The sequence below is a fragment of the Mucilaginibacter sp. genome (assembly GCF_039207105.1).
Taxonomy (GTDB): domain Bacteria; phylum Bacteroidota; class Bacteroidia; order Sphingobacteriales; family Sphingobacteriaceae; genus Mucilaginibacter.
This window is the reverse complement of sequence record NZ_JBCECK010000119.1, coordinates 1-16,699: the sequence shown is the minus strand read 5'-3', so window position 1 is coordinate 16,699 and position 16,699 is coordinate 1. Positions and strand designations below refer to the sequence as shown.

Annotated in this window: 14 protein-coding genes; 8 read left to right on the top strand and 6 right to left on the bottom strand. The window is 41.3% G+C overall.

Annotation, left to right across the window (positions count from 1 at the left end; all coding sequences use genetic code 11):
* Window positions 1-132 (top strand): adenosylhomocysteinase (locus AAGC65_RS19380; RefSeq protein ID WP_343114113.1); only part of this gene is annotated, 132 nt, incomplete at its 5' end.
* Window positions 133-323: 191 nt separating this feature from the next.
* On the top strand, window positions 324-695 hold the full coding sequence (locus AAGC65_RS19375) for a DUF4844 domain-containing protein (RefSeq protein ID WP_343114112.1): 372 nt from the start codon (window positions 324-326) through the stop codon (window positions 693-695).
* A 3-nt stretch (window positions 696-698) separates the two neighbouring features.
* Here the strand turns inward: AAGC65_RS19375 and AAGC65_RS19370 are convergent, their stop codons facing one another.
* From AAGC65_RS19370 to AAGC65_RS19360, 3 genes are all read right to left on the bottom strand, one after another.
* Window positions 699-1,037: a hypothetical protein gene (locus AAGC65_RS19370; protein WP_343114111.1), complete on the bottom strand. Its 339-nt coding sequence runs from the start codon at window positions 1,035-1,037 to the stop codon at window positions 699-701.
* Between the two features lie 175 nt (window positions 1,038-1,212).
* The gene (locus tag AAGC65_RS19365) at window positions 1,213-2,181 is read right to left on the bottom strand and encodes a polysaccharide deacetylase (RefSeq protein WP_343114110.1); all 969 of its coding nucleotides are present in this window, start codon (window positions 2,179-2,181) and stop codon (window positions 1,213-1,215) included.
* A 10-nt stretch (window positions 2,182-2,191) separates the two neighbouring features.
* Window positions 2,192-2,698 carry a hypothetical protein gene (locus tag AAGC65_RS19360; RefSeq protein WP_343114109.1) on the bottom strand — a complete coding sequence of 169 codons (507 nt, stop codon included), beginning with the start codon at window positions 2,696-2,698 and terminating at the stop codon, window positions 2,192-2,194.
* 100 nt (window positions 2,699-2,798) lie between these two features.
* On the opposite strand from AAGC65_RS19360, the gene AAGC65_RS19355 reads away from it, so the two are divergent.
* The 3 genes from AAGC65_RS19355 (at window position 2,799) to AAGC65_RS19345 (ending at window position 7,463) form a co-directional block, all read left to right on the top strand.
* Window positions 2,799-3,515: a pyridoxine 5'-phosphate synthase gene (locus tag AAGC65_RS19355; protein ID WP_343114108.1), complete on the top strand. Its 717-nt coding sequence runs from the start codon at window positions 2,799-2,801 to the stop codon at window positions 3,513-3,515.
* A gap of 157 nt (window positions 3,516-3,672) precedes the next feature.
* Complete coding sequence (gene gcvP, locus AAGC65_RS19350) at window positions 3,673-6,564, top strand: aminomethyl-transferring glycine dehydrogenase (RefSeq protein ID WP_343114107.1); 2,892 nt, start codon at window positions 3,673-3,675, stop codon at window positions 6,562-6,564.
* Between the two features lie 479 nt (window positions 6,565-7,043).
* Window positions 7,044-7,463, top strand: coding sequence for a response regulator (locus AAGC65_RS19345; protein WP_290327697.1), 420 nt, complete (start codon window positions 7,044-7,046; stop codon window positions 7,461-7,463).
* Here AAGC65_RS19345 and AAGC65_RS19340 read toward each other — a convergent pair.
* Window positions 7,460-8,227 carry an MBL fold metallo-hydrolase gene (locus AAGC65_RS19340; RefSeq protein ID WP_343114106.1) on the bottom strand — a complete coding sequence of 256 codons (768 nt, stop codon included), beginning with the start codon at window positions 8,225-8,227 and terminating at the stop codon, window positions 7,460-7,462. The two genes, AAGC65_RS19345 and AAGC65_RS19340, sit on opposite strands and share 4 nt — an antisense overlap.
* A 173-nt stretch (window positions 8,228-8,400) precedes the next feature.
* Here AAGC65_RS19340 and recJ point away from each other — a divergent pair, with 173 nt between their 5' ends.
* The 3 genes from recJ (at window position 8,401) to AAGC65_RS19325 (ending at window position 12,665) form a co-directional block, all read left to right on the top strand.
* On the top strand, window positions 8,401-10,098 hold the full coding sequence (gene recJ, locus AAGC65_RS19335) for a single-stranded-DNA-specific exonuclease RecJ (RefSeq protein WP_343114105.1): 1,698 nt from the start codon (window positions 8,401-8,403) through the stop codon (window positions 10,096-10,098).
* Window positions 10,099-10,209: 111 nt separating this feature from the next.
* On the top strand, window positions 10,210-10,950 hold the full coding sequence (gene lptB / locus AAGC65_RS19330) for an LPS export ABC transporter ATP-binding protein (protein ID WP_343114104.1): 741 nt from the start codon (window positions 10,210-10,212) through the stop codon (window positions 10,948-10,950).
* A gap of 194 nt (window positions 10,951-11,144) precedes the next feature.
* Window positions 11,145-12,665 (top strand): GH3 auxin-responsive promoter family protein, encoded by a 1,521-nt coding sequence (locus tag AAGC65_RS19325; RefSeq protein WP_343114103.1) that lies wholly within the window; start codon window positions 11,145-11,147, stop codon window positions 12,663-12,665.
* A 450-nt stretch (window positions 12,666-13,115) separates the two neighbouring features.
* On the opposite strand, the gene dnaA is transcribed toward AAGC65_RS19325, so the two are convergent.
* Together dnaA and AAGC65_RS19315 are read right to left on the bottom strand one after the other, a co-directional pair.
* Window positions 13,116-14,540: a chromosomal replication initiator protein DnaA gene (dnaA, locus tag AAGC65_RS19320; RefSeq protein ID WP_290327702.1), complete on the bottom strand. Its 1,425-nt coding sequence runs from the start codon at window positions 14,538-14,540 to the stop codon at window positions 13,116-13,118.
* A 438-nt stretch (window positions 14,541-14,978) separates the two neighbouring features.
* Window positions 14,979-16,526 carry a methylmalonyl-CoA mutase family protein gene (locus AAGC65_RS19315; protein ID WP_343114102.1) on the bottom strand — a complete coding sequence of 516 codons (1,548 nt, stop codon included), beginning with the start codon at window positions 16,524-16,526 and terminating at the stop codon, window positions 14,979-14,981.
* Between the last annotated feature and the right edge of the window lie 173 nt (window positions 16,527-16,699).

Genomic DNA, 16,699 nt, shown 5'->3' with positions numbered 1-16,699 from the left:
CTTGACGAGAAAGTAGCCCGTTTACACCTTGCTAAAATTGGTGTTGAGCTGGAAGTTTTAGATCAGGATCAGGCTGAGTACATTGGCGTAACTGTTGAAGGTCCGTTTAAACCGGAATACTACAGATACTAAGTCAAAATTCAAAAATAAAAAGTTAAAAGAGCATGGTTTTAGGATCATGCTCTTTTTTGTTGATTTGGTTTTAAAAAGTTTGGATATGCATTGCGCTGTAAACGCATCTTTATTATGTTTGGATTATGAGAGCTGTCCTTATTCTATCACTTCTATTTACAGTTATTTTTTTCGCCCGTAGCCAGTCATCTATGAACGTAAATAAAGATGCTAAGCAAAAGCTTTTGTCATTTATTAAGAAAAGTAAATTCGACGCAGAGCCCAGTACTGCTTTTAATGGACTCTCCAATCCAAAGCTTAAAACACAACTTAATAAATTTTTAGATGAGGCAGCCGCAGACTTTTTAACTACGGTTAATCATCAACCTAATGAAAAAAAGTTTGAAGACAATATTAAGGTAGGACTATTGAGGTTTAATATATTATATAATGAGCTTGATACAGAGGATAGAGAAAGGATTTGTACCTACTTTGAAGAACTAATGGATTGCGTAGGGCTGCAAAGTTCAAACGGGCAGTTAAATATGTGGATGTATGGCTTTGACCCTACAAAGAAAAATTAAATCTCAGTTATAAATAATATGATCAAGCAGTAGATGCTGTTTGTAATTCCTCAGATCTATATAGATAGAAGTTTTTAGGATATACTTCGCTGTGATGTAAATACTTTTCTTTTGTGTTCCTGTGACTTTTTTTGAAAAAATCTGATTAATACAGTGTTCCAATATACCTATGGTTTCAACTGAGGCCTGAAACTTACTGTTGCTAAGGCCATACAGATGTTCAATTACAGCATCATACTTTTTTAATAAACATTGCAACAGGTAACCGTTAGTGGGCGAATATTCCACCAGATCGTTCAGCAGGTCATTAAGCTCATTAAGTTGATCTACATATTCGGTCATGTTGCAGGATTTTTTGCAAGAGAATTAAGCAAACTTGGAATCCGCCTTCGTAAAGGTTACCTAAATATGTTTATTAATTAATTATAAGTCAATTTTTTATCTCAAATTGTAAAGTAAAATAACCATTTTGTATACTTCAGTAGCAGTATTTTACAAACTTTTAGCTGGGTTTTTCTCAGTTGGCAGTTTCAAATTCCTCCTCTACACTTTCGCGAAGGTCATACAATAACCACTGTTTTTTGGCAATAGCACCTGCTTCTGATTGCAGCAGTTTTATAAAATCGTTAACACCGGTAGGCTCGTTGCCGTTGCCATGAATCAGTACTATACTGCCGGCATGCGGTTGCTGCCCTTTAGCCAGCCAGGCATCTGTACCAATAGGGATAAGGCCATATTCGGTTAGCTTGTATACCAACTGCTGGTCAGATACCAAACCTGGAAACCTGAAAAATACCGAGGGAAGCAAGCCGTTTTTGAGCATGGCTTTTTCGGTTTCCAGTATCTCGTAATTCATATCGGTACCTGGTTCCAGCAAAAAGTTTTCTTTCAGGGGAGCTTTCATGCTTACCCGGTGATTAAAAGAATGGTTGATCCAGGTGATATAAATTTCGCGTTTCGCCTGCATTTGTTTAAGCCATTCCAGGTCTTGCGGGTGCTGCCGCATCCAAACACCTGTAACCGATAAGGCTATAGGTGCAGGGCGTTCTACCTTTTGAAATTCAGTAAAAATATCAGTGAATATTCGTCTGTCTAAAGGGCGGTGCGATGGGCATAGGTCGGCTGTAAGGCTGATCCCTGTTTCTTTTGGGATACCACTTTCTATACCTGCATCCTGTAAGGCTACGGATTGTTTTTCGGCCTTACGCAGGGCTTTTTGATAAGGCGTATTCTTAAAAAAAACTCTTGCTTCGGTAATACTCATGGGCTTAACCTGGTAAAAGCCCGGCTCATCAATTTTGGTAGCCAGCGTTTGTGGATTTACCAACAGGTAATAAGTTTTGCCCTCGTTTTCAAACTGGCGTAGTATCATCCAGTCCTGCGGGGCATGATGTGCCCAGCCGTAGTAAGGCTTGTAGTTTTCTATTTTACGAAAATTGGCTTGTGCTTTTGTCAGCTGCTGGGTACAGGTTAAAACAAAAAGCAAGCATAAGCATTTAAGAGATCGGCTGTTCGTTATTAATAACATTCCAGTTTTTGCCTGTAAGTATAGACGTTATAACCAATATAAGCATAAAAATGATTGCCATAATGGGTAAAGCTTGCTGGGCAACAGGAATAAAATTAAAATGTGTATCAATAGTATTTGGGTGTGAGTAAAAGTGTCGGTGAGCAGACTGAGCCTGACCTGGCATACGGTTTATGATTTGTGAAATGGAATATAGGTCAATAACCAATGCCAGATTAACCGCAATCATTATCAAATTGGGGGTTCTTCTTCTATAACCTGCTATGCCCTCTCTAATAAGATACACAAGAGTTGCTATCAGCAGGAATAAGGGTATGATGGATATTATTTGGATAACCATATAAGTGTCACTTAAATCGGCGTCTAAATTGATCTTCCCCCATAAATTACCTGTTGCTATATAGGTGATGCCAAGGGTCAGGAAAAATAACTTAAGCAATGTAAGATATTCTGTAGTAATGGTTTTAGGTTTCATAGCTTAAATATACTGATGTATTGTAAACTGTAAGTGAAATTTAAACTTATCCGGATGTTTTTAGTTTACCATAATAGCAATGAAATATTAACTTTGAACCATGACCCGTTTATCTGTCAATATCAACAAAATAGCTACACTACGCAATTCGCGCGGAGGTAATAATCCAGATCTGATACAAGTTGCCAAAGATTGTGAACGTTTTGGAGCACAGGGTATTACTGTACACCCTCGCCCGGATGAAAGGCACATCAGGTACAACGATGTGTTTGAGCTTAAAAAAATAGTTACTACCGAGTTTAACATTGAAGGTAACTGCCAGGAGCAAAAATTTATTGATCTGGTGTTGGCCAATAAGCCTGAGCAGGTTACCCTGGTGCCTGATGTTTTGGGGCAGATCACCTCTAATCATGGTTGGGATACGATTACTAATTATCATTACCTGGCAGATATGATAGCGGTGTTCAAAAATGCAGGTATACGTGTATCTATATTTGTTGATCCTGTTGCCAAAATGGTTGAAGGCGCCGCTAAAACAGGTACCGACCGTATTGAACTATATACCGAAGGTTACGCTACCCACTTTCACCAGGGTAAAGAACTTGCCATAGCTCCTTATATCGAGGCCGCTAAAGCAGCGCAAAGTTTGGGTTTAGGAATCAATGCCGGGCACGATCTTGACTTGCATAACCTGAAATACTTTGCCGAAAATATTCCCGGCTTGCAGGAAGTTAGTATTGGTCATGCGCTTATCAGCGATGCGCTGTATTACGGGCTTGAAAACACCATACAGCAATATCTGAGGCAATTAGTATAGCTTTCGCTACTCCTCGCTTCACTTGCGGCTGAAGGAGGGTAGTTCCTTTATCTTTTGTCAAAGGATCTGTAAACAGTCTGTCAATAATATATTAGGCAATTGTTACTCAGATAGTAAAAGTGTACCTTTGCGCTAAATTTAGAGGGACCCTTGATTCATGATGTTGAACGCAGACTACCAGGAGAAGTTTCAATCGAGACATATTGCTCCAAATGAGGCCGATACGGCAAAAATGTTAAAAACTGTTGGTGCTAATTCACTTGACGAATTAATAGCTCAAACGGTACCTGATAAGATCAGGTTAAAAAAGCCACTTGATTTACCGGCCGCGAAAAGCGAATTTGATTACCTGAATACTTTAAAGCAAACCGCTTCAAAAAATAAGGTTTTTAAATCGTTCATTGGCAAGGGATATTATGATGTTATTGTCCCCGGTGTAATACAGCGTAACATTCTGGAAAACCCGGGATGGTATACTCAATACACTCCTTATCAGGCCGAAATTGCTCAGGGCCGCTTACAAGCGTTGCTTAACTTCCAAACTATGGTAATTGATTTAACCGGAATGGAAATTGCCAACGCGTCGTTACTTGATGAAGGTACTGCAGCCGCCGAAGCTATGTTTATGCAGTATAGTTTGCGTAAAAATCAAAATGCCAATGTGTTCTTTGTATCTGAAGAGCTGTTTCCGCAAACCATTGATATTTTAAAAACACGTTCAGAGCCTTATGGCATTGAACTGCAAATAGGAGACCACCGTACAGTAGAACTGACCGATAACATGTTTGGTGCTATTGTACAATACCCGGCAGGTAATGGCGCTGTTTATAACTATACAGATTACGCTACCAAAGCACATGAAAAAGGCATTAAATTAACCGTTGTAGCCGATATTATGAGCCTGGTGCTGTTAACCCCTCCGGGCGAATGGGGTGCTGATATTGTTGTTGGTTCAACCCAGCGCTTTGGGGTACCAATGGGCTTTGGTGGTCCTCATGCTGCGTTTTTTGCTACTAAAGAAGAATATAAACGCTCGATACCGGGCCGCATCATAGGTGTTACTGTTGATAGTGCCGGTAACTATGCATTGCGTATGGCACTGCAAACACGCGAGCAGCATATCCGCAGGGATAAAGCGACTTCAAACATTTGTACTGCACAAGCATTACTGGCTATTATGGCCGGTATGTATGCCGTATATCATGGCCCGCAAGGGATTAAATTAATTGCCGAAAGGATTCATGGCTTAGCCATATTGTTGGCCGAATCACTTCAGCAATTAGGTTACGAGCAATTGAACGAATCGTATTTTGATACCCTGAAATTTGATGCCGGTATATTGGCCGGTCCCTTACATTCTGAGGCGTTAAACAACGAAATGAACCTGAACTATGAAGGTTCTGTGATTACTATTGCTGTTGACGAAACTACCTCGGTAGAAGATATTAAAACAATCGTGCGGTTTTTTGCCAAAGTAAAAGGCAAAACCATTAACGATGTTGATTTTGACGGCTTAAAGTCAAGCCTGCAAACTGTTATCCCTGCCGAACTGCAGCGTAAATCGGCTTATTTAACACACAGCCTGTTTAATACGCACCGTTCGGAGCATGAAATGTTGCGCTACATCAAATCGCTGGAAACAAAGGATCTTTCTCTTTGCCACTCTATGATAGCATTGGGTTCATGTACCATGAAGCTTAACGCTACCACCGAAATGGTGCCTGTTACCTGGGCCGAGTTTAGCAAAATACACCCTTTTGCCCCTGCCGATCAGGTAGGTGGTTATATGCAGTTGTTTGATGAGCTGAATAACTGGCTAAGCGAGATCACCGGATTTGCGGCTATGAGCTTACAACCAAATGCAGGCGCCCAAGGCGAATATGCAGGCCTGATGGTTATCCGCGCTTATCATCAAGACCGTGGCGATCACCATCGCAACATCGCCTTGATCCCTTCATCGGCGCACGGTACCAACCCGGCATCAGCAGCTATGGCCGGCATGAAGATAGTAGTAGTGAAATGCGACGATAACGGAAACATTGACGTTGCCGATATGAAAGCTAAAGCTGAGCAGTATAAAGAGGAGCTTTCCTGCTTAATGGTTACCTATCCATCTACCCACGGAGTGTTTGAGGAGTCCATTATTGAGATATGTGATATCATTCACCAAAATGGTGGGCAGGTTTACATGGATGGCGCTAACATGAACGCCCAGGTAGGCTTAACCAGCCCGGCCAATGTAGGTGCCGATGTTTGCCACCTGAACTTACACAAAACGTTCTGCATTCCGCATGGCGGAGGCGGCCCTGGTATGGGCCCTATTGGTGTGGCAAAACACCTTGTTCCGTATTTGCCGGGTCATGCCGTGGTTGATATTGACAGGGGTAAATCTATACACGCGGTATCGGCCGCGCCCTGGGGTTCTGCTTCTATCCTGATCATATCACATGCTTATATTGCTATGATGGGGGCCGATGGCTTAACTAATGCTACCCGATATGCTATATTAAACGCTAATTATATTAAAGCAAGATTACAGGATCATTATCCGGTGTTATACACAGGCGCCAATGGCCGTTGCGCACACGAAATGATATTGGATTGCCGCTCATTTAAAGCCTTTGGCATTGAAGTTACAGATATAGCCAAACGTTTGATGGATTATGGTTTCCATGCGCCAACGGTATCTTTCCCTGTTGCTGGTACTGTGATGGTTGAGCCAACAGAATCTGAGCCAAAGCATGAGCTTGATCGTTTCTGTGATGCTATGATAGCTATACGTCATGAAATCGCTGATGTTGCCGATGGGGTATTAGATAAAACCGATAACCCATTAAAAAATGCTCCGCATACTGCGGCTGTAATTACCGGTAATGATTGGGCACACCCATATACCCGTCAAAAAGCAGGCTTCCCGCTTCCTTATGTGGCGGCTTATAAATTCTGGCCTTCAGTAGGTCGTGTTAATGATACTTATGGCGATCGCACATTGATCTGCTCATGCCCGCCGTTAGAAGATTACGCTTTTGAAGAGAGCATAATAGAATAATGATTCGGAGTATATAACAGAAACCGCTTGAATAATTAAAAAGACTATTCAAGCGGTTTTTTTTATTGCTCTTTTAGGTGGCTGCATTCTCTTTTTAGTCATTTGGCCAATAGCTGACCATTTTATTCACTGTTTTTATTCTTTTTGCCCCAAAGCTTTGCTTTTTCAATACACTATAAAAACCTGTATTAATTAAGATGAGTGGTGTAAATTATTTGTTTTTGAGGTTATTTTGCCTTTTTTTGATAAATAAGGCAAAATAAATTGTGTATAATTATGTATAGTTTTGTTACACTTTAGTTATTAAGATGGAGTCAAAATAACGGTCAAAACGAAATAAATAATCCGGTTTTAGATTATAATTGTTATAATTAAAACATTATTTAGCTATACAACTTATAGGAATATAACTTTTTGATTCAAGCAGCGTATAAGTATTATCTATTTTAATAAACTAAGTACATCTATTCAAATGCCTTATGACAATTAACGACAAGCCTGTGAGCGTATTACTTGTTGATGATGATGAGATCAATAACTTTATCTCCATAAAACTAATTAAAAAAGCGTTGCTTAATACGGAGATTATGGCCTGTTTAAACGGAAAATTTGCCATTGATCAGTTGGCTGATATTCAGAAAAGAGATCCCAGCAAAATGCCCGATTACATTTTACTGGATATCAACATGCCTATTATGAATGGATGGGAGTTTTTGGAAGAGTTTAAACGCCTGAATATCGATCCGTTGGGTAAAAGTAAGATATACATTATCTCATCATCGGTATTTAGTAATGATATCAATAAGGCAAAATCCTATCCGTTAGTAAAAGATTTTATATCTAAGCCGCTCAACGTTGAAAAAATAAAAGAACTTTTTGAAGTGCAAAATCATCATTAAGCCTGAACTACTTTAAAGTGTTCATCGGTTCTTAGCACATTTCCTATTGCAAATGATTTTGAATGATAAAAAAGGCAGATCCATCCTTCCTCTGCTGCCTTTTTTCCATACTCTTCCCGCAGTAGCATCGCTTTCCGTCCATCCATATCATATTTAGCAATAAACTTTCTAATCAGTTGCTCTGGTTCGGGTAGCTCATCGCCTCCAAAAAACACCTTTTTACCTTCCATTTCAATCCAGAATACCTGATGGTAAGGGCAGTGTCCGCCAGAATGTTCATACCTGATACCCGGCTGTACTTCGCCGTTGCCTTCTACAAAAGTAATATTAGCACCTTGAAGGGCCTCAAATATTTCTTTATGATAGGATGAAGTGCGCCCGGCAAGCCCGGTTTCCCATTCCTGGCGTTGTATCACATGTTGCGCCTGCGGAAAGCTGGGTTCCAGTTTACCATTACGCTCCACAACCAAACCGCCGGAATGATCATAATGGAGGTGCGACATCAACACAAGAGTAACATCCTCCGGATCAAAACCCGCGTTACGGATGTTTTGGTGTATCAGTAATTCGTCGCGAGTATCTTTAAAGCCAAGGCCGGTGTCCAGCACGATCAGATCATGATCTGTTTTGATCAGGAAAGGGTTTACATGAATAAATAATGATGCCGGGCGATCCTTAGGGTTATCAAGCTCGGGGTTAAAAGGGATAAATTTTTTAGTTGCATCAACTGAATATGAGCCTTCTCCTAACGCGAAAATTTCCATAGAATATATTTTTTGTATCGAGTAATTGGTATCAGGTAGTTAGTATCAAGTATCAGGACTGTCACGGGTTTTCCTTGTGATATTAAAAAATCATGATACTTGATACTAACTACCTGATACTAAAATTTTATACCCGATTTAACTATCTTTACTGCTTTTAAGCTACAAATGTAATGAATAAACGCTGGACAGTAAGGGATAATGCAGATGATGAAGTGGTCAAAAAGTTAGCTGCCGAACTGAACATCGATAGCGTTTTAGGTACTCTGCTGGTTCACAGAGGGATACATACTTTTGATGAAGCCCGTTACTTTTTCAGGCCTGATGTGCGCCACCTGCATGATCCATTTCTGATGAAGGATATGGAAAAAGCGATTGAGCGTATTGATGATGCCATAGCCGCTGGGGAGAAAATACTTATATATGGCGATTACGATGTAGACGGTACAACTGCTGTTGCCACCGTATATGGTTTTTTTAAAAAACGTTACGAAAACCTGGAGTACTACATCCCTGACCGGTACAAGGAAGGTTACGGCATATCAACACAAGGTATTGATTATGCGGCCGGGAATGGTTTTACCCTGATCATAGCGCTTGACTGCGGCATTAAATCGGTTGATAAAATTGAGTACGCTAATAGCCTCGGTGTTGATTTTATCATTTGTGATCACCACCTTCCAGGAGTTGAACTGCCGGCTGCTGTTGCTGTACTTGACCCTAAACGTAACGATTGTGAATATCCTTATAAAGAACTTTCAGGCTGCGGTATAGGTTTTAAACTGATACAGGCATACGCTGAAACACATGATATCCCATTTGAAGAGGTTTCCCGTTTTCTTGACTTGGTAGCCATCAGTATATCATGTGATATTGTACACATCACTGGCGAAAACAGAGTGCTGGCTCATTTTGGCCTTCAAAAAATAAATTCAGATCCATGCATCGGCGTAAAAACATTAATGGAGGTTGCAGGCAGAACAGGCAGCTTTACCATATCTGATGTTGTATTTTCACTTGGGCCGCGTATTAATGCTGCCGGTCGTATTGATGATGCCAAGCATGCGGTTGAGTTGCTTATTGCCTGTGACGAAGCCGTAGCCAAAGAGAAAGGCCTGATGATCAACTCCCGCAACACCGAGCGTAAAGGGCATGATCTGGATATTACCGGTGAGGCGCTGAACATGATAGATAATGATGAGGTGCTGATCAACCGGAAATCGACCGTGGTTTTTAATGAGCACTGGCATAAGGGAGTTATTGGTATTGTGGCGTCGAGGCTTACTGAAAAGTACTATAGGCCCACCATTGTGTTAACCCGTTCCAATGGGCATGTGGCAGGTTCAGCCCGCTCTGTTTTAGGTTATGACTTGTATGAGGCTTTGTGCGAGTGTAAAGACCTGCTGATACAGTTTGGCGGGCATAAATATGCAGCAGGTTTAACTATGGAACCCGAAAATGTGGAGGCTTTCCAACGTAGGTTTGAAGAAGTTGTAAGCGCCACCATAGCGCCCGAACAATTGATACAGCAAATACAAATTGATGCCGAATTACGTTTAAACCAGATAGAGCCCAAATTTTTCAGGATATTGAATCAGTTTGCACCATTTGGTCCCGAGAACATGTCGCCGGTATTTATAAGTAAAAATGTATATGTTAGTGGCAGTGCTAATTTGGTTGGCGCTACCCATGTTAAAATGGCTGTGATGCAGGAAGGATCAGCGGCGTTTGAGTGTATTGCCTTTAATCATGGAGAATACCTTCCGCAGCTGAAAAGTGGTGTGCCGTTTGATATTTGCTACAGCATTGAAGAGAATGTATGGCGCGAAAGGCGGACCATTCAGTTGAATATAAAAGGAATACGGATATAAGTCAAAATTAAAAATTCAAAAGTCAAATAATGAACGGCTTTTGAATCGGATATACGAGGCAAAAACTAAAGTTAAGCATGTGTTTTAACTTTTGAATTTTGAATTTGCAACATGATTTTAAGAGCAGAGCATTTAGTAAAAAAATATAAACAACGTACAGTTGTTAACGATGTGTCATTTGAGGTAGCCCAGGGCGAGATTGTAGGTTTGCTTGGGCCTAACGGTGCAGGTAAAACCACCTCGTTTTACATGATAGTTGGACTGATAAAACCCAATGAAGGCACTATTTTTCTGGATGATAACGACATAACCGGCGACCCGATGTATCGCCGTGCGCAGAAAGGTATAGGTTACCTGGCGCAGGAAGCCTCTGTATTTCGTAAGCTCTCCGTAGAGGATAATATTAAAGCGGTGCTGGAAATGGGCGGAATGGCTAAAGACCGGCAGCGCGATAAACTGGAAGAGCTGATTGATGAGTTTAGCTTACACAAGGTGCGCAAAAACCGTGGCGATCTGCTATCGGGCGGCGAAAGACGCCGTACCGAAATTGCAAGGGCGCTGGCGGCCGAGCCCAACTTCATTTTACTGGATGAGCCCTTTGCAGGGGTAGACCCCATTGCGGTGGAAGAAATCCAGGCTATGGTAGCTAAACTAAGGCACCGTAACATAGGCATTCTCATTACTGACCACAACGTACAGGAAACATTATCCATTACTGATAGGGCCTACCTGCTTTTTGAAGGTAAGATATTGGAATCAGGCGTACCTGAGGTGCTGGCCGAAAATGAAATGGTGCGTAAGGTGTATTTAGGCGCCAATTTTGTTTTGAAAAGAAAAGTATTCCCTCAGTAAGAAACAAGAGATTAGAGTCAAGAGACAAGAGATAATCATGGTTTGCCATGAAAACCCAAGCGTAGTGCTTTTATGATTAACCGGATTTATCATGTCTTGATTCTTAATTCTTGTATCTTGGTTCTAATTTCTTGACTCTGTTGACATATTTTTCCTATCTTGACTCTCGAATCTAATTTCTTGACTCTGTACCCATGACAATCTTCAATTCTGTATTTACCTGGTTCATGAAAAAGCGTATCCACCAGATAGAGCTTTTTATGAAATACCCCAATGAAGTACAGGAAGAATGGTTTGAGCAGTTGATATCAGGTGCAGAAAGTACCGAGTGGGGCCGCAAGTATCATTACAAAAGCATCGAGAACCTTACCCAGTTCAAGGAAAGAGTACCCATTCAAAATTACGATTCGCTTAAACCCTATATTGAGCGAATGCTCACCGGCGAAAAAAATGTATTGTGGCCTTCTGAAATTCGTTGGTTTGCCAAATCATCAGGCACAACTAACGACAGGAGCAAATTTATACCTGTTAGTGAGGAGGCTCTGGAAGAGTGTCATTTTAAAGGGGGAAAAGATTTGCTTACCATCTACTTTAATAACCAACCCAATGCCCGTATGTTCACCGGCAAAATACTGACGCTTGGTGGTAGCCACCAGGTGAGCCAGTTAAGCGCTGATACTTCTTTCGGCGATCTTTCGGCGGTTATCATGAAAAATCTGCCCCTTTGGGCCGAATTTCACCGCACCCCTGATCTGGATATAGCTTTGCTTGAAAATTTTGAAGAAAAGATAGAAAAGATCGCTTACGCCACCAAAGATGTGAACGTAACCAGCATTAGCGGGGTACCTACCTGGAACCTGGTACTGTTTAAACGCATATTGGAAATTACAGGTAAAAAGAATCTGCTGGAGGTATGGCCAAACCTGGAGATGTATTTTCATGGCGCGGTTAATTTTACGCCTTATCGGGAGCAGTTTAAGAAATTGATTCCCAGCGATGATATGTACTATCTGGAGAATTATAATGCATCTGAGGGCTTCTTTGGTATTCAGGATACAAAAGAACCTGGCGAGATGTTGCTCATGCTGGATTATGGCATATTTTACGAGTTTTTACCACTCGAAAACCTTTATGACGATAATCCCGATACGCTTACGCTTGATGAAGTAGAGCTGGATAAAAACTACGCCCTCATTATAACCACCAATTCCGGACTCTGGCGGTACATGATAGGTGATACTATCAAGTTTACATCGCTGTCGCCATTCCGCATTCAGGTAACCGGGCGTACCAAACATTTTATCAACGCCTTTGGCGAAGAGGTGATCATTGATAATGCCGAACGTGCCCTGGAAGAAGCATGCACACAAACCGGCGCCATTATTAAAGAGTATACCGCTGCCCCCGTTTACTTTAACGGCGACCAATGCGGTGCCCATGAATGGATCATTGAATTTGAAAAAAAGCCCGCCGAGTTTGAGCGCTTTGTTGACCTGCTCGATGAAACCCTGCGTCGTATCAATTCTGATTACGATGCCAAGCGATTTAAAGATATGGCCCTGCGCCGCCCCATAGTTCGCCGTGCCCCCGAAGGCACTTTTTTCAATTGGATGAAAGAAAAGGGCAAGCTGGGCGGTCAACATAAAGTACCCCGCTTAGCCAACAACCGTGAATACATTGATGCCATTTTGAAAATAATGGAATTGGTAGGTTGATGGATACAAGACTTTTAGAATCAAGATACAAGAATCATTTGTTTTGCTCCCACAAGCGTCCCTCCATAAGTGTTCGATCTTAATAGTTAGTACTTAACGTCATGCCGAATTTATTTTCGGCATCTCACTTGCAAGACATAACACGTAATATCCTACCTTATTTGTGGGATTCTGAAACAAGTCAGCATGACTACTGATTTATGCATTTCTTGCTGCCAGATCCAACATCATGCCGAATTTATTTCGGCATCCCACTTGCAAGACATAACACTTTTGCTACCGCAAGCGTCCCGCTTGTGGTTAGTATGATTAATTAGTACCTATATGTTTAGCCAAATACCACAAGCGAGACGCTTGCGGTAGCGATGTACATAACGTTATGGTTTGTAATTCCAACAAAAAAGCCTTGCATAAAAATGCAAGGCCTCATAGTAATATGATATAGGTCTGCTAAGACATTTTAAGCTTCTTTTGAATGTCGGCAACGTAACCCTTAAATTTCTTATCGGTATCAATAAGATCCTCAACAGTTTGGCAGGCGTAAATTACGGTAGAGTGATCACGGCCGCCGAAAAAGTGTCCTATTGATTTTAATGAACTCTTGGTATGGGCTTTAGCCAGGTACATGGATATTTGACGGGCCTGTACAATTTCGCGTTTGCGGGTTTGTGATTTTACCATCTCAATGGGTACTTCAAAATATTCACAAACCAGGCTTTGTATATACTCCATCGAAATTTCTTTTGATGAGTTTTTTACAAAGTTTTTAAGCATTTGCTTGGCCAGGTTCAAGTCAATCTCCTTACGGTTAAGAGTTGATTGTGCCAACAATGATACCATAGCGCCTTCCAGCTCACGTACGTTGTTATCAATGTTGTGTGCAACGTATTCGATAACATCGTTAGAGAGCTCAATACCGTCCTGATAAATTTTATTTTTCAGGATAGCCATACGGGTTTCCAGATCAGGGATCTGCAGATCGGCCGATAGGCCCCATTTAAACCTTGAGAGCAGGCGTTCTTCTAAGCCAGCCAAATCTTTAGGTGCTTTGTCCGATGTGATGATCAACTGCTTGCCAGATTGGTGCAGGTGATTGAAGATATGGAAAAAGAAATCCTGGGTTTTTTCTTTACCGGCAAAGTTGTGTACATCATCCATGATCAGTACATCAATTGCCTGGTAAAAATTCACAAAGTCGTTAATATTATTATGCTTAAGCGCGTCAACAAATTGTTGAGTAAATTTTTCGCACGATACATAAAGTACCAGTTTATCCGGAAGGGAACGTTTTATTTCGTTACCTATAGCCTGTGCAAGGTGGGTTTTACCCAAGCCTACACCACCATAAATCATTAAAGGGTTAAAAGAGGTACCGCCTGGTTTTGCAGCAACGGCATAACCGGCAGAGCGGGCTAAGCGGTTGCAATCACCTTCAACAAAGTTTTCAAAGGTGTAATTCCTGTTCAGTTGCGGATCTACGTTTAATTTTTTCAAGCCTGGTATCACAAAAGGATTTTTGATGTCCTTATTAATTGAGATAGGAATCGGCATTGATTGATTTTTTGACTCGGCCCCGTTTCCGTTTGAAGGCATATTTGTTGTATATGGTTTACTTGATGATTGCTCAACAACTATATTATACTCTAAACGTCCTTCGTCGCCTAATTGTTTTTTAATTGTTTTGCGCAGTAAACCTACATAGTGCTCTTCAAGCCATTCGTAAAAGAATAAACTTGGTACTTGTATCGTTAAGACGCTCCCTTCCATACGCAAAGCTTTGATTGGCTCAAACCAAGTCTTGAAGCTTTGTGCTGGGATGTTATCTTTGATGATCTGGAGGCAGCTATTCCAAACGTTAGTACAAGTTTTTTCCATATAGTTTTTAGTAAAATATTGATTTCCAACCCCCAGCGAAACATCTTTTGGGCCTGCTACGGAACATCGAATATTGCCATAAAAAAGCTAATAAAAAAATTATATTTTCACTTTTTTGACAAATAAATTTATGATATAATAATCGCTTTTTTGATGAGAAATCCACATAAAATGTTATTTTCCACAACAAAACTCATAATTATTAACACCGCCTGTTTCCGCCCGATACCATTTGTTTAATTTAACAAAAAATATACATAAGTATCAGTGTTATAATTATTTATTATACGGATTGCCGCCTGCAATTGTTGAGCCAGTTAGGTATAAACTCTACCGTTAATGCTTAAAACTCTGGTATACTGCCTTATAAAATTATCTGACAAACTTTGTTTTCCACAAAATTATTTTTTGAGTTTTTTGCTACAACCTGAGGTTATATTAATACTCTCCAAATACCCCTCTGAGGATATCTGCGATCTCGCCAAGAGTGGCATATTGCTCCACTGCCGAGAGGATAAAAGGCATTAAGTTTTGCTGGCCTTTTGCGGCATTTTGAAGTTGATTTAAAGAAGTGATTACAGCCCGATTATCGCGGCTGTTTTTGAGTTGCGTTATCTTTTCGGTCTGCATTTTGCGGATGCTGTCATCTACCCGGAACACGTTCATCGCTGCTTCTTCCGGCTGGGTAAATCGGTTAACACCCACCAGTACTTTTTCGCCGCTTTCAATATCGTTTTGATACTGGTAGGCAGAGGCGGCTATCTCCTGCTGAATGTAATCCTGCTCAATGGCTTTAACCGCGCCGCCCATCGCGTCTATCTTATCTATATATAAATGCGCGGCGGCTTCAATCTCGTTAGTTAAGGCTTCTATAAAATAGGAGCCTGCCAGCGGATCAACCGTATCAGTTACCCCGCTTTCAAAAGCAATGATCTGTTGGGTGCGCAGAGCTATTTTAGCTGCGGCTTCTGTAGGTAATGAAAGCGCTTCGTCATAACCATTGGTATGTAAGGATTGTGTGCCACCCAATACTGCGGCCAAAGCCTGATTACTTACCCTTATAATATTATTAAGTGGCTGCTGCGCAGTTAAGGTTGACCCGCCGGTTTGGGTATGGAAGCGTAGTTTTTGCGCGCCGGCATCAGTAGCGCCAAGTTGTTGGGTAATGTGAGCCCACATGCGGCGGGCAGCCCTGAATTTAGCTATCTCCTCAAAAAAGTTATTATGACAGTTAAAAAAGAAGGATAACCTTTTAGCAAATACATTAATATCAAGTCCCTTGTCAAGGGCTGCTTTCAGGTAAGCTTTACCATTTGCCAGGGTAAAAGCCAGCTCTTGTACCGCTGTTGAGCCTGCCTCACGAATATGATAACCCGAAATAGAAATAGTATTCCATTTAGGTACTTCCTGACTGCAGTATTCAAAAACATCGGTTATCAGCCGCATTGATGCTGCGGGTGGATATATATAGGTGCCCCTTGCGGCATATTCCTTTAATATATCGTTTTGTACTGTGCCAGAAATTTGTGTCAGATCGGCACCTTGTTTTTTAGCCAGGGCTATATACATAGCTAAGAGGATAGGAGCCGTTGCATTGATGGTCATGGAGGTGGTGATATCTTTGAGTGCAATGCCATCAAATAATATCTCCATATCTTTTAATGAGTCAATAGCTACGCCAACTTTACCCACTTCGCCTTCGGCCAGGTCGTGATCAGAGTCGTAACCTATTTGTGTGGGCAGGTCAAACGCTACAGATAAGCCGGTTGTGCCCTGGCTTAAAAGGTAATGGTAGCGTTTATTTGATTCTTCGGCTGTTGAGAAACCGGCATACTGGCGCATGGTCCAGGCCTTGCCCCGGTACATATCCTTTTGTATACCGCGGGTAAAAGGAAATTCGCCGGGCAGTTCATTCATGGATGAAGGCTCGGTATAAACTTCCTTAATTTCGATACCCGAGGTGGTTGTGAATTTCTTTTTGGCCATAAGCTTAAAATAATTCTTCCATATCCTGCCTTATTAAACCGGTGGCTATTTCATAGGGATCCTGCTCCAGCTTGCTTAAATGAATAAGGATGGTTTTACCCATATCTATACCTGAGGCATCAGGCGGAAGGGCCTTAACGGCGTTGTTTACCAGGCTTAGGGTATCTTCTTTT

Coding starts and splice junctions, on each gene's coding strand:
- AAGC65_RS19375 (WP_343114112.1), top strand. CDS start 324: ATGAACGTAAATAAAGATGCTAAGCAAAAGCTTTTGTCATTTATTAAG.
- AAGC65_RS19370 (WP_343114111.1), bottom strand. CDS start 1,037: ATGACCGAATATGTAGATCAACTTAATGAGCTTAATGACCTGCTGAAC.
- AAGC65_RS19360 (WP_343114109.1), bottom strand. CDS start 2,698: ATGAAACCTAAAACCATTACTACAGAATATCTTACATTGCTTAAGTTA.
- AAGC65_RS19355 (WP_343114108.1), top strand. CDS start 2,799: ATGACCCGTTTATCTGTCAATATCAACAAAATAGCTACACTACGCAAT.
- gcvP (WP_343114107.1), top strand. CDS start 3,673: ATGATGTTGAACGCAGACTACCAGGAGAAGTTTCAATCGAGACATATT.
- AAGC65_RS19345 (WP_290327697.1), top strand. CDS start 7,044: ATGACAATTAACGACAAGCCTGTGAGCGTATTACTTGTTGATGATGAT.
- AAGC65_RS19340 (WP_343114106.1), bottom strand. CDS start 8,227: ATGGAAATTTTCGCGTTAGGAGAAGGCTCATATTCAGTTGATGCAACT.
- recJ (WP_343114105.1), top strand. CDS start 8,401: ATGAATAAACGCTGGACAGTAAGGGATAATGCAGATGATGAAGTGGTC.
- lptB (WP_343114104.1), top strand. CDS start 10,210: ATGATTTTAAGAGCAGAGCATTTAGTAAAAAAATATAAACAACGTACA.
- AAGC65_RS19325 (WP_343114103.1), top strand. CDS start 11,145: ATGACAATCTTCAATTCTGTATTTACCTGGTTCATGAAAAAGCGTATC.
- dnaA (WP_290327702.1), bottom strand. CDS start 14,540: ATGGAAAAAACTTGTACTAACGTTTGGAATAGCTGCCTCCAGATCATC.
- AAGC65_RS19315 (WP_343114102.1), bottom strand. CDS start 16,526: ATGGCCAAAAAGAAATTCACAACCACCTCGGGTATCGAAATTAAGGAA.